The sequence below is a fragment of the Leucothrix arctica genome (genome assembly GCF_003172895.1).
GTDB classification, from domain to species: domain Bacteria; phylum Pseudomonadota; class Gammaproteobacteria; order Thiotrichales; family Thiotrichaceae; genus Leucothrix; species Leucothrix arctica.
In genome coordinates this window covers 33,042-45,528 of record NZ_QGKL01000010.1, presented here as the reverse complement: position 1 = coordinate 45,528, position 12,487 = coordinate 33,042, and the positions used below count along the sequence as shown (strand labels likewise).

The window sequence follows — 12,487 nt, the reverse complement described above, 5'->3', positions numbered from 1 at the left end:
TATTGCTATAAACCATAACCTTTCACTGGTCGAGTATCACCAAGATTCAGCTACATTAAAAATCTCAATTTCTAAAATAAAGTCACTTATAGATAAATTTAAAAAAACTGAGTTACATTCTCTAAAATCTAACTTGGAACTTATTTACGTCTAAAACTTACTTGCTAAACACCTTGCGTAAGGACACCCGAATACCGCGTCGCTCTTGGCTAACCAAGCGCTTCAGCATTTTTTCAAAGTCAGCAAGGATTGCTTCTTTATCCAAGAAGTTATCCGCGTACTGTATCGCTACTTTGTTAAGGGATTGTTTCTGAAGTGCTAGATCTATTCCTTTAGACAAAGCTTCATCATCTTCTGGTGCGACGAGTGTCGCTATCTCTGGGTATTTGCTCACTAGCAGTCCCATTTCAGTCTCTTCAGTGGCTGTGATCACCGCGTTTCCACCGACAGCAAGTATGTTTGTCAGCTTTGATGGCAGTACTGCATCCGCAACACCGGCGTTTTGAACCACTAAGTGTACGTCTGCAAGTTTTAACAGTCTCGGCAGGTCTTCAAACGCCTGCAAGGGTAGGAAGGAAAGATTTGTTAGTTCTAGCATCTTTGCCATATCTATCAAGTCTTGCTTTGCTGCACCGTCACCACAGATCACAAAGTGTAAGTCGTTGTTGTCACGCTTTTGCCATGCAACATTCACCACTCGCTCTAATCCTTGCTTGCGACCAAGGTTACCTGAGTAAAGGATGATCGACTTATCGTCTGGTAGACCAAGCTGTACTTTCAACGCACCGGCACCATCAACATTTTTAAACATGGCCAGTTCTGACCAGTTTGGTAGCAGGTAGGTATTTTCTGACTTAGCACCTTTTCTAATCGCGTTATTAATCATCGCTCTAGAGATCGACGATACGCTTGATGAGCGCTTAAACATGACCTGCTCAGCCTTGCTCCATACCTTTGCAACGACGCCTTTCTTTGCCATTCCCAGACCAAACATCGCGTCACTTTCAAAGTCTTGAATGTGCGTGACGAGCTTTGCTCTAACTATTTTACTGAAAAGCATGGCACCTGGTGTTGTAAATAGTGCAGGTACTACGTTGATAACCGCATCTGGCGACCAACGCGTATTTCTTAGTAGTGTTGGAAAACTACTAATACTGTATGAGGTCAGATGTATTAGGCGCTTAATGGTGGTGATTTTGCCTTTAGGTACATATAACGGGCAGCGGTATACCTCGACACCGTCGACGACATCTTTGGTGTAGGTGTTTTTGTAGTTCCCACCAATACTCCACTGCGGGTAGTACGGTGGTGCTGTTATTACGCGAACTTGATGGCCTTGTGCTGCTAGCCACGTTGCCATTTCTCCTGTGTACTTTCCTATGCCGGTTAGTTCTGGAGAGTAATTTAAACCGTATATTAAGATTTTCATTTGAAAGGACCTTTTGACTGTATTGTCATTTACAAGCGATAGGCTGGTCATCCAAGTGTTTGAATGGCCAGTTTTTTGGGTAGCTTTGAGGTGATATTTTGGTTGATTTAAATTAGTACGTATTCTTTGTGTTGAGTACGGTAGAGATTGTTCTAAAGAGTATTTTGAAGTCTAGCCCAAGTGACCAGTGCTTTATGTACTCTAGGTCGTAGCGGATGCGTTCTTCCATGTCTCTCACCTCTACCGTTTCTCCGCGTGACCCGTTTACTTGTGCCCAGCCTGTAATGCCGGGGTGCATTTTGTGTCGAGCCATGTAACCCATGACTTTACTTCGGTAAAATTCGTTATGTGCTACTGCGTGTGGTCGCGGCCCAACAAGTGACATTGTGCCTTGCAGTACGTTGATCAACTGTGGCAATTCATCAATCGATGTTTTACGTATAAACGCGCCGATCTTAGTGACTCTTGGGTCTGTACGCTGGGCTTGCTTTACTTCGCCACCGTTCTCAGTGACTGACATAGAGCGAAACTTCCAAACGAGTATTTCTTTGCCATCTATTCCGTAACGCTTTTGCTTGAAGAAGACGGGCCCTTTTGAGTCACTCTTTATGAGGTAGGCGACTATCGCAAAAACGGGGCTTAGTAGTACGAGCAAGACACTTGCGATGGTTAGGTCTTCTATGCGTTTTAGTATGGCTCGCCAACCTTGTGCACTTGACGCTGACATGTTCATGATCGGCATACCGATCATTTCATCAACTTTGTAGCTATCAAGGTTAAAACCGTATAGGTCTGGTACTAGGTACACACTAGCGGCGGTGTCTTGTAGCTTCTCTTGTAGATATTCAATTCTGTCTCTTGCGCTCAGTGGCAGTGCGATCCACACATGATCTATTCGTTCGTGACTGTCTCTTGAGCGGTATGACTCTATAAAGCCTGCAACATCATTCACACCACCAATGACTTCCACACCACGATAGTTTGAGCCGTGTAGTGCTTTTTCATCATCAAATAAGGCCACTGCTTTGACCCCTGCCCAAGTTTCACGACTGATGGTGCTGCATACCCGCTTTCCTAGTACACCAGCACCGACAACGACAATTCGTTTTTGGTTATGCCCTGTTGCTCTCAGGTAACGTATTAATACTCGTGCTATTGAGCGGTAGCCGATCATACCTACGTAAGCAGTTATGAAGGTTGACCCTACCCATAGTCTTGAGAACTCATCTCCCGTTCTAAACAGAAACACGAGCGCTCCCATGATGAGCGAAACAACTAGCAGCGCCAAGGTGACGCTGACTAGCTCTTGTATAAAGGCTTTACCGCGCCAAGCTCTATACACTGACATGAAGTTAAATATATTTAGTGTCACAAAGCACAGTGTTGTTATAAAAAACACATATTTTTCGGTGACTTGTATGACTCCAAATTGGACGTATGAGACAAGTAGACTGCTAAGCAGTATTGTCAGTATATCGACGAGTCGAAATGTTCCACTTATGTATTGTTCTCTTTTCAAAATATGACCGCTATACATGAATCACCACTTAAACCTAGTTAATTAACCCCTGCTGAAAGCGCTTTCTCAGCTTGCTAAAGACTTTTTCACATACTCAGAACGTAGTGTTACCTTGCTTTGCTGGCTTAGTAGATTAAGCAATACGATGACTCGCTCGTCACTCGCATAGCCACTAAATACACCATTGAGTCCTTTCAGTGGACCTTCATCAATAGCGACGACTTCGCCTTCTTTGAAATCTGGTCTTGGCGTGCTGCTAGACATGCTTTCTTGTAATAGCATTCGCTGCTTTAGCTGTGCTACTAACTCGTCTGTTGCTTTTGCAGGCTCTTGACCAAACCTAACGATACTGCTGACCCCTAGCGTTGAACTGATAGGTGCCCAGTTGTCGTTTTCTTTGTCTAAGTAAATAAATAGATATCTAGGGAATAGTGACTCTTGTACGAGTACTTCTTTATTCCTTCGCTTTTTCTTTAGGGTTAATGTCGGTCTAAACGTTATATAACCTTGGTTGTTTAGGTTTTCTTCTGCTCGCTCGTCTTGTTTGGGCTTGCAGTTTAAGAGATACCATTCTCGGCGGTTTTGATTTTGGCTCATTACCTATCACCTATTTAAGGTTATATGCTTAACGATTAGGCATGCTACCGCCATACCGTGTCATCACAGTAAGTTTTTTGGAGTATTTAGGAATGCGCACGTTTATTACTCAGAATCAAAAAATCCTGAATAAGTGCATGTAAGATGTGTGAGTAACCACGACAACCACTGGCTTGATTTAAGCCTTGGTTTTCCCCCTTGAAATAACTAGTTATCAGAGCTCCCACAATAAGAACCAGCATTATAGGTAATTATAAGACATAATATATAAATATTTAGATCTTATTAAACTTATGTTCAGGATAGCTAGAGATTAATAATAAAGCAACACTAGCATACGCCATTCATCAAACATTAATCATTTAGGATAAAAAGACCCAAATTAGTGCAATAATATTCTTAAACTACCAACAGAGCACCAAATCAGTGCAATATGATAATGAGTCACTATAAACTAATCTCCAGATAAAATCTGGGATATTTTATTCACCCGTTTTACCCACCTCTAGTTAGACAAAAAACAACCTTAAAGTCTTGTTTTTAATGATAATACAAACACCTCCCTAAAACCTATTAACTCTTCCTATGAACAACCACGTTAAACAAGCACCAATAATAAGCCATCTTTGTTCTGTCATACTTGGTTAGAGCAGTTAACGCACAAAATTGAGGCAGGCACGGAGATGGCTGACTTCAAACACATGGTTTACGTGCAAGACCGCCCTCAGTATGAAGCTTAAGAAGTACGCTGGAGAGCCAGTGGAGGGTTTACACGCCTGAGAGAATTGCAGCCGCTAGTCGCCAATTTTCAATGTACTTCGCTTGAGACTCAATTCGCGTTTGATATGGTTATGACAAGGTTATTTATCTCTTTATAGAGATACAAATATCAAATCAAATCACTTTATTAGACTTAGAGTCTCATCTATAATCGGCCTACTTACACATTAGATGTGATCTCTATATTAACCAACTACAGAATGAAACCGTGAATATGAAGAAACATACCCATTTAAAACAGCTGGAATATGAAAGTATTCAAATTCTTCGGGAAGCTGCCGCAGAATCAGAAAACCCTGTCATGCTCTACTCGGTAGGTAAAGACAGCGCAGTTATGCTTCACTTAGCGAAAAAGGCTTTTTTCCCTTCTCCACCACCATTCCCATTGCTGCACGTCGACACTACTTGGAAGTTTCAGGAAATGTACAAGCTGCGTGAAAAAGCAGCTAAAGATGCAGGCATGGAGCTACTGGTCCATAAAAACCAAGAAGCAGTAGATAAAGGGATTAACCCATTTGACCATGGCAGCCTGCACACAGATATGTGGAAAACCGAAGGCCTTAAGCAAGCGCTAGACAAGCACGGTTTTGACCTTGCTTTTGGTGGTGCACGCCGTGATGAGGAAAAGAGTCGCGCTAAAGAGCGTATCTTTTCTTTCCGTAGTAAGAACCACGGATGGGACCCTAAAAACCAGCGCCCAGAGCTATGGAGCTTATACAATACTCGCAAAAACAAAGGTGAGTCTATTCGTGTGTTTCCACTATCTAACTGGACTGAGCTGGATATCTGGCAGTACATCTATATGGAAAACATTGAGATTGTTCCATTGTACCTTTCAGAGATGCGTCCGACAGTTGAACGCGATGGTATGATAGTGATGGTGGATGATGACCGTTTCCCACTTGAGCCAGGCGAAGTGCCTGTTCAACGCTCTATACGATTCCGTACTTTGGGTTGTTACCCACTGACAGGTGCTGTTGAGTCAACTGCAAAGACATTGCCTGAAGTCATTCAAGAAATGCTACTGACCACGACGTCTGAACGTCAGGGTCGAGCAATTGATAAAGATGCATCCGCGACGATGGAAAAGAAAAAACAAGAGGGTTATTTCTAATGACTGATAATGCTTATCGTCCAGATGCGTTGATCGCTGAGAACGTTGAAGAATACCTTAATACACACCTTGAAAAGACTATGCTGCGTTTTATTACCTGCGGCTCTGTCGACGACGGTAAATCAACACTGATTGGTCGTCTGCTTTATGATTCCAAAATGATCTTTGAAGATCAGCTTGCTGCACTAGAAGACGAGTCAAAAGCGGGTGGTACTCAGGGACAAGATATTGACTTTGCTTTATTAGTTGATGGTCTTGCAGCCGAGCGCGAACAAGGTATTACCATTGATGTTGCTTACCGCTTCTTTGCGACTGAAAAGCGTAAATTCATCGTAGCTGACACACCGGGCCACGAGCAATACACGCGTAACATGGTGACTGGTGCATCTGACTCACAGCTAGCAGTAATTCTTATCGATGCGCGTAAAGGTATCCTGACGCAAACTCGTCGCCATAGTTATTTGGTGAACTTGCTGGGCATCAAAAATATCGTTTTAGCAGTCAATAAGATGGATTTGGTTGACTACGATCAAGCGACTTATGACCAGATTGTTTCAGACTATCGTGTATTTGCTGACTCTATTGGTATCGCTGAGTTCACTGCTATGCCTATCTCTGGTTTTAAAGGCGACAACATTGCCTCAGTCAGTGAAAATACACCGTGGTATAACGGCATCACACTGATGAATCACCTTGAAACCGTTGATGTTGGTGAAGATGTAAGACAAAGCGGCCCGTTACGTTTTCCTGTGCAATGGGTTAATCGCCCTAATCTCGATTTTCGCGGTTTCTCCGGACAAATTGCGTCTGGTGTTGTTAAGCCTGGTGACGAAATTAGAGTATTGCCTTCTGGTAAGACATCCACCATCAAGAGCATTGTTACAATGGATGGGGACTTGGAACAGGCCTCAGCAGGCGCGTCTGTTACGCTGACGTTTAACGATGAGATTGACTGTTCACGCGGTGATGTCATTTGTGCGGCAGCTGATCCTGCAGAAGCTGCTGACAGCTTCGAAGCTACTTTAGTTTGGATGGATGAGCACGAGATGCTACCGGGTCGCAGCTATGTGATGAAGATCGGTACTCAATCGGTTAACGCTACTGTTCAGCACCCTAAGTATCGTGTTGATGTTAACTCTATTGAGCAGCTTGCGGCTAAAACGCTACAGCTTAACGATATCGGTGTTTGCTCACTGACCACGGATAAGCGCGTGGTGTTTGAGTCCTACAATGATATTGCGCGCGGTGGACATGAGTTAGGTGGTTTTATCTTGATCGATAAGATGACCAATGCGACTGTCGCAGCAGGTATGTTAAATTTCGCTTTGCGCCGTAGTGACAATGTTCATTGGCAGGCGACAGAGGTTGATCGTACTGCACATGCTAATCTGAAAAACCAAAAACCAATGGTACTGTGGTTTACAGGCTTATCAGGGTCAGGCAAGTCTACTATCGCTAATGAGGTGGAGAAGAAATTACACCTTATGAATAGACATACTTTCCTGCTGGATGGTGACAATGTTCGTCATGGACTTAATAAGGATCTAGGCTTTACCGAAGCTGATCGCGTTGAGAATATTCGACGGATTGGAGAGGTGTCTAAACTAATGGTAGAGGCTGGTCTTATTGTGCTGACCGCATTTATTTCACCTTTCCGTGGTGAGCGTAGAATGGTGCGTGAAATGCTACCAGAGGCGGAGTTCGTTGAAATTTATATTGAGACGCCGCTAGAAGTAGCTGAAAAGCGTGATGTGAAGGGCTTGTATAAAAAAGCACGTGCGGGGGAGTTGAAAAACTTCACTGGCATTGATAGCCCTTACGAAGCACCAACCAACCCGGAAATTCGTTTGGACACAACAACCCAAACACCGGAAGAAGCAGCTCAGAAGGTTATTGCTTGGCTATTTGATAGTTCAAATCAGTCGTAACATGTTCACTCACCTAATTTCAACTTTTGTTGGAGTTAGGTGTTTTATGACAATATGACTTTGCTTAAGCTAGATAACATGGGCTTGATTAACTAATTAGTTTTTCTCTTCCATAAAAAAAGGGTGACTTTTATAGTCACCCTTTTTTTATGTCTTGCGAACAATCAAATGTTCGTTATGCGTTGTTGTGGTTACCCACACGAATAACTTTCATTTGATTAGTTCCACCATCTCGACCCATTAGATCACCTTTAGTCACAATGACTTGGTCGCCATCTTCAACCACTTGCTCTGTGATCAAATGGTCAATAACAACACGGTTAGCAACAAGAGGATTATCTAGCTTCTCTGTTAGCAGCACTGGGTAAACACCACGGTACAAACTAACCAAACGACATGTCTTCTCATGGTTCGTTAGTGCAAAGATTGGAATACCAGAACTGATACGTGACATCCATTTTGCTGTTGAGCCAGATTCAGTCAAAGCGCCAATCGCTTTGATGTCCATGTGGTTAGCAGCGTACATTGTCGCCATTGCTATACCTTCATCAACACGATCAAACTTAAGATCCATACGGTGAGCAGAATTTTGTGAATCAGCAGATTGTTCTGCTTTCTCACAGATATCAGACATGATTTCCACAACTTTGTATGGATGTGCACCCATTGCTGTTTCGCCTGACAGCATTACTGCGTCAGTACCGTCGATTACCGCATTCGCCACGTCAAATACTTCTGCACGTGTTGGGATTGGGTTTTCGATCATTGTTTCCATCATCTGCGTCGCAGTGATAACAATACGGTTTAGCTTACGACAACGATTAATCATGTTCTTTTGCGCTAGTGGCAAGTGAGCATCACCGATCTCTACACCCAAGTCACCACGAGCAACCATAATTACGTCAGATGCTAGAATGATTTCGTCTAGTACTGGCTGAACAACAACTTCAGCACGCTCTAGCTTACTCACCATTGCTGCGTTTCCGCCCGCTTCTTTCATTAGACGGCGTGCGTAGTGCATGTCTTCTGCTGAACGAGGGAAAGATACTGCTAGGAAGTCAACATTGATGTCAGCAGCTGTCTGGATATCTTTGATATCTTTTTCAGTTAGAGCTTCAGCTGATAAACCACCGTTACGACGGTTGATTCCTTTGTTGTTTGACAGTGCGCCACCATTAACAACTTCACAATGAATACGGTTGCCTTTGATTTCTTTTACTATGAAGATAATACGACCATCATCAAGTAATAGCTCATCACCTGGCACAACTTCTTGTGGTAATGTTTTGTAGGTTAGACCAACACCATTGATATCGCCATCTTCTACACCTAGATCTGAATCTAGGAAGAAAGCATCACCCTGCTCTAAGAAGATTTTGCCTTCTTTAAAACGGTCGATACGAATCTTTGGACCTTGTAGGTCTCCTAGGATTCCAACTACAACACCTAGCTTCTTCGCAGCATCACGAACCATTTTCGCGCGTAGTGCATGATCTTCTGACGAACCGTGTGAGAAGTTTAATCTCACTACGTTTACGCCAGCTTGGATTAGCTTTTCAATGCTTTCTGGTGTGTCCGTTGCAGGACCTAATGTCGCAACAATTTTAGTACGTCTCATATCTTTTTAAACATCCTTTGCACGTGCTTCTAACATAGAAACAACGGGTAATTTTTTACCTTCAAGAAACTCTAGGAACGATCCACCGCCAGTTGAGATATAAGAGACTTTGTCACTTATGCCATATTTATCAACTGCTGCAAGAGTGTCACCACCGCCTGCTACTGAAAAACCGTCTGATTCTGCGATGGCCATTGCGATTGCCTTTGTGCCTTCACCAAACTGGTCAAACTCAAAGACACCAACAGGGCCGTTCCATACGATTGTGCCTGCGTTGCGAATAACTTCCGCTAGCTGCTCAGCGGACTCAGGACCGATATCAAAAATCATATCGTCGTCTGCTACATCGGCAACTGCTTTTAGGCTCGCTTCTGCTGTTTCAGAGAATTCTTTACCGCACACAACATCAGTAGGGACAGGAATACTGCCGCCATTTGCTTCCGCTGCTGCTGTAAGACTTTTACAGGTATCAATCAAATCAGCTTCGTAGAGTGACTTACCTACGTTATGGCCTTGAGCGGCAATAAACGTATTCGCAATTCCACCACCGACGATTAGCTGGTCTACAACTTTTGATAGTGACTCTAGTACGGTCAACTTAGTTGATACTTTAGATCCACCCACGAGAGCGACCATTGGTCGTGCTGGGTTATCTAACGCTTTACCAAGTGCTTCCAACTCACCTGCTAGCAGTGGACCTGCTGCAGCTACTGGTGCAAATTCACCTGCGCCATAAGTTGAGGCTTGTGCACGGTGAGCTGTACCAAACGCGTCCATTACGTATACATCACACAATGATGCGTAATGGCGAGACAGTGTTTCGTCGTTTGACTTTTCACCTACGTTGAAGCGTACATTTTCTAGTAGCGCAACTTCACCATTTGCAAGCTCTGGTGCAGTATCTAGGTAGTCAGTAATTAGCTTTACCGGCTGGCCTAGTGCTTCACTCATGTAGTCTGCAACGGGCTTTAGCGAGTAGATATCTTCCGGCTGCCCTTCTGTTGGGCGACCTAGGTGTGACATCACCATCACTTTTGCACCGGCCTCTAGCGCTAGCTTTAGACTTGGTAAAGACGCATCAATACGCTTTGCTGACGTCACTTTGCCGTCTTTTACTGGTACGTTTAGATCTTGTCGGATAAGTACACGTTTACCGGACAAATCCAAATCTGTCATCTTAATAACAGCCATCGAACACCTCTGTTGTAAATTTGCTGCGAGTTTACAGTAGTTTAACTACAAAATCATGAATCTTACTGATATATTAGTTAAACTACTGTGCAGTTTATGCGGTAACTTTGTTTATTGCTTCTACAACTGCTTCCGTTGTGATGCCAAAGTACTCGAATAATTGTGGTGCTGGCGCTGACTCACCGAAGGTGGACATACCAATTACTTCACCATTCAAACCTACATATTTGTACCAACCGTCCATGATTGCTGCTTCAACTGCAACACGGGCTGTTACTGCACTTGGAAGTACTGACTCTTTGTAAGCTGCGTCCTGTGCGTCAAACTCTGTCGTTGACGGCATAGATACAACACGTACTTTTTTGTCAGACTGCTCTGCTGCGTTCATTGCTAACTGAACTTCTGAACCTGTTGCGATAACGATTACGTCTGGTGTGCCGTCAGTATCTTTAAGAATGTAACCGCCCTTACTAACGTTAGCCAACGTTGCTTCGTCACGTTCCATGTGTGGCAGCGCTTGTCTTGAGAAGATTAAGCAAGAAGGCTGCTCTTTCTTTTCAATTGCTGACTTCCATGACACGACTGACTCAACCGCATCACACGCACGCCATACGTTCATGTTTGGGATCATACGTAGTGTAGGGATTTGCTCTACTGCTTGATGAGTTGGACCATCTTCACCCAAACCAATCGAGTCATGTGTGAATACGAAGATGCTACGAATCTTCATCAGTGCTGCCATGCGAAGTGCATTACGAGCGTATTCTGAGAACATTAGGAATGTTGCGCCGTATGGCATTAGTCCACCATGTAGCGTCACACCATTCATGATTGCGCTCATTCCGAACTCACGTACACCGTATGAAATGTAGTTACCGGTGAAGTCTTTATCAGTACCGTGCGCTGAGTTGATGTACTTACTGCCTTTGAAGAAAGTGTTGTTTGATGGCGTAAGGTCAGCTGAACCACCAAGGAATTCTGGTAGATGTGGGCCGAATGCGTTTAGTGCGCCTTGTGACGATGAACGTGTTGCTTGTGTTAGTGCTTGATCAGCGATGTCTTTTACCGCTTGTGTTGCTACTTCTTCCCAGTTGTCCGGCAAATCACCAGCCATGCGGCGTGCGAATTCTGCTGCTTCTGTTGGATACTGTGCTTTATAACCTGCGAACTTTTCGTTCCATGTTGCTTCTAGCTCTGCGCCCTTCTCCTTTGCATCCCAGCCAGCATAAACTTCGTCTGGAATTTCAAACGGCTCGTAGTCCCAACCCATTGCTTTACGTGTTGCTGCAATCTCGTCAGCGCCTAGTGGGGCACCGTGTACGTCATGACCTCCTTCTTTATTAGGTGCGCCTTTACCGATGAGTGTTTTACAACGGATTAGTGTTGGCTTAACTATTTCAGCACGTGCTTTTTCTGTTGCAGCTTTGATCTCTTCAGCATTGTGACCATCTACACTCAGTACTTGCCAACCATATGCTTCGAAGCGCTTTGTTGTGTCGTCTGCAAACCAACCGATAACATCACCGTCGATTGAAATTCCGTTATCGTCGTAGAAGCATATGAGTTTGCCTAGCTCTAGTGTGCCAGCCAGTGAACATACTTCGTGAGAGATACCTTCCATAAGGCAACCATCACCTAGGAATGAGTATGTGTAGTGATTGACGATTTCGTGGCCTTCACGATTGAACTGCGCCGCCATGATTTTCTCTGATAACGCCATACCTGCTGCGTTACCAATACCTTGACCTAGTGGGCCAGTGGTTGTTTCTACACCAGGTGCATAACCATACTCTGGGTGACCTGGTGTTTTTGAGTGTAGTTGACGGAAGTTACGAATTTCTTCGATAGGCAAGTCATAACCAGATAGGTGTAGCACTGAGTATGGCAGCATTGATGCGTGGCCGTTTGACATTACAAAGCGATCACGGTCAGGCCATGAAGGATTTTGTGGGTTATGCTGCATGAAGTCGTTATAGAGTACTTCGGCTATATCAGCCATACCCATAGGTGCTCCAGGGTGACCTGAGTTGGCTTGCTGGACTGCATCCATGCTAAGTGCGCGAATTGCATTGGCTAATAAACTGCGAGATGACATTATAAACAACTCCTATTTTTGGGGCGTATTTGAAATAGGATTATTTTATCAGAACACTGTTTGATAAGCTCTGTCATTCCTTAAAAATCATTGATACTTAGAGCCAAGTTTCATGACACTAAAAGTGTTTAATGGATTATCCTTTTGCCACTCGTCAGAGAAGTTGTTATATTCGCAGTGATAAACTAGCAAATAACAACATAAAAGTATTATCTG

8 protein-coding genes are annotated in these 12,487 nt (G+C 43.8%); 2 read left to right on the top strand and 6 right to left on the bottom strand.

Annotation, left to right across the window (positions count from 1 at the left end; all coding sequences use genetic code 11):
• Positions 1 to 157 precede the first annotated feature (157 nt).
• The 3 genes from DKT75_RS02540 to rfaH form a co-directional block, all read right to left on the bottom strand.
• Positions 158 to 1,429, bottom strand: coding sequence for a glycosyltransferase WbuB (locus DKT75_RS02540; RefSeq protein ID WP_109821865.1), 1,272 nt, complete (start codon positions 1,427 to 1,429; stop codon positions 158 to 160).
• Positions 1,430 to 1,541: 112 nt separating this feature from the next.
• The gene (locus DKT75_RS02535; protein WP_109821864.1) at positions 1,542 to 2,966 is read right to left on the bottom strand and encodes an undecaprenyl-phosphate glucose phosphotransferase; all 1,425 of its coding nucleotides are present in this window, start codon (positions 2,964 to 2,966) and stop codon (positions 1,542 to 1,544) included.
• A 48-nt stretch (positions 2,967 to 3,014) separates the two neighbouring features.
• Positions 3,015 to 3,545, bottom strand: a complete 531-nt coding sequence (gene rfaH, locus DKT75_RS02530) for a transcription/translation regulatory transformer protein RfaH (protein ID WP_109821863.1) — start codon at positions 3,543 to 3,545, stop codon at positions 3,015 to 3,017.
• A 994-nt stretch (positions 3,546 to 4,539) separates the two neighbouring features.
• Here rfaH and cysD point away from each other — a divergent pair.
• On the top strand, positions 4,540 to 5,439 hold the full coding sequence (cysD, locus tag DKT75_RS02525) for a sulfate adenylyltransferase subunit CysD (RefSeq protein ID WP_109821862.1): 900 nt from the start codon (positions 4,540 to 4,542) through the stop codon (positions 5,437 to 5,439).
• Positions 5,439 to 7,367: a sulfate adenylyltransferase subunit CysN gene (gene cysN / locus DKT75_RS02520; RefSeq protein WP_109821861.1), complete on the top strand. Its 1,929-nt coding sequence runs from the start codon at positions 5,439 to 5,441 to the stop codon at positions 7,365 to 7,367. Before cysD ends, cysN begins: the two co-directional genes overlap by 1 nt.
• A gap of 175 nt (positions 7,368 to 7,542) precedes the next feature.
• Here the strand turns inward: cysN and pyk are convergent, their stop codons facing one another.
• The 3 genes from pyk to tkt form a co-directional block, all read right to left on the bottom strand.
• On the bottom strand, positions 7,543 to 8,985 hold the full coding sequence (pyk, locus tag DKT75_RS02515) for a pyruvate kinase (RefSeq protein WP_109821860.1): 1,443 nt from the start codon (positions 8,983 to 8,985) through the stop codon (positions 7,543 to 7,545).
• A gap of 6 nt (positions 8,986 to 8,991) precedes the next feature.
• On the bottom strand, positions 8,992 to 10,176 hold the full coding sequence (locus DKT75_RS02510; RefSeq protein ID WP_109821859.1) for a phosphoglycerate kinase: 1,185 nt from the start codon (positions 10,174 to 10,176) through the stop codon (positions 8,992 to 8,994).
• 94 nt (positions 10,177 to 10,270) lie between these two features.
• Positions 10,271 to 12,271: a transketolase gene (tkt, locus tag DKT75_RS02505; RefSeq protein WP_109821858.1), complete on the bottom strand. Its 2,001-nt coding sequence runs from the start codon at positions 12,269 to 12,271 to the stop codon at positions 10,271 to 10,273.
• Positions 12,272 to 12,487 lie beyond the last annotated feature (216 nt).

Excerpts from the sequence above, each read along its gene's own strand:
- DKT75_RS02540 (WP_109821865.1), bottom strand. The coding sequence starts at position 1,429 with ATGAAAATCTTAATATACGGTTTAAATTACTCTCCAGAACTAACCGGC.
- DKT75_RS02535 (WP_109821864.1), bottom strand. The coding sequence starts at position 2,966 with ATGTATAGCGGTCATATTTTGAAAAGAGAACAATACATAAGTGGAACA.
- rfaH (WP_109821863.1), bottom strand. The coding sequence starts at position 3,545 with ATGAGCCAAAATCAAAACCGCCGAGAATGGTATCTCTTAAACTGCAAG.
- cysD (WP_109821862.1), top strand. The coding sequence starts at position 4,540 with ATGAAGAAACATACCCATTTAAAACAGCTGGAATATGAAAGTATTCAA.
- cysN (WP_109821861.1), top strand. The coding sequence starts at position 5,439 with ATGACTGATAATGCTTATCGTCCAGATGCGTTGATCGCTGAGAACGTT.
- pyk (WP_109821860.1), bottom strand. The coding sequence starts at position 8,985 with ATGAGACGTACTAAAATTGTTGCGACATTAGGTCCTGCAACGGACACA.
- DKT75_RS02510 (WP_109821859.1), bottom strand. The coding sequence starts at position 10,176 with ATGGCTGTTATTAAGATGACAGATTTGGATTTGTCCGGTAAACGTGTA.
- tkt (WP_109821858.1), bottom strand. The coding sequence starts at position 12,271 with ATGTCATCTCGCAGTTTATTAGCCAATGCAATTCGCGCACTTAGCATG.